Consider the following 236-nt stretch of genomic DNA (forward strand, 5'->3'; position numbering starts at 1 on the left):
GATGAAAATTTAGAATTTATCCATCAAGCAGAAAATAATCCCAATGAAGTTTATTCAGGAGGTGGACAAGGTTTTTGCTGGGATATTTCTGCTGAAAAAGTAGTTTTCTATCACAACGAATTTGATGAAGAAGACGGCTGGCCTGATTTAAGCTGTTCGCTGCATACTTTTAAAACTGCTTTAATTGCTTGGAATGCTTTTTTGCAATTGCCTAAAAGTATTCATTCGGTGGTGGA

General features: G+C 36.0%; 1 pseudogene. It reads left to right on the forward strand.

The features are described 5' to 3' along the window. Positions 1 to 236, forward strand: a pseudogene (mafI, locus tag Q9J79_RS10340) (protein MafI); the annotation flags it as partial.

The sequence above is a fragment of the Neisseria viridiae genome, from assembly GCF_962747995.1.
GTDB lineage: Bacteria > Pseudomonadota > Gammaproteobacteria > Burkholderiales > Neisseriaceae > Neisseria > Neisseria viridiae.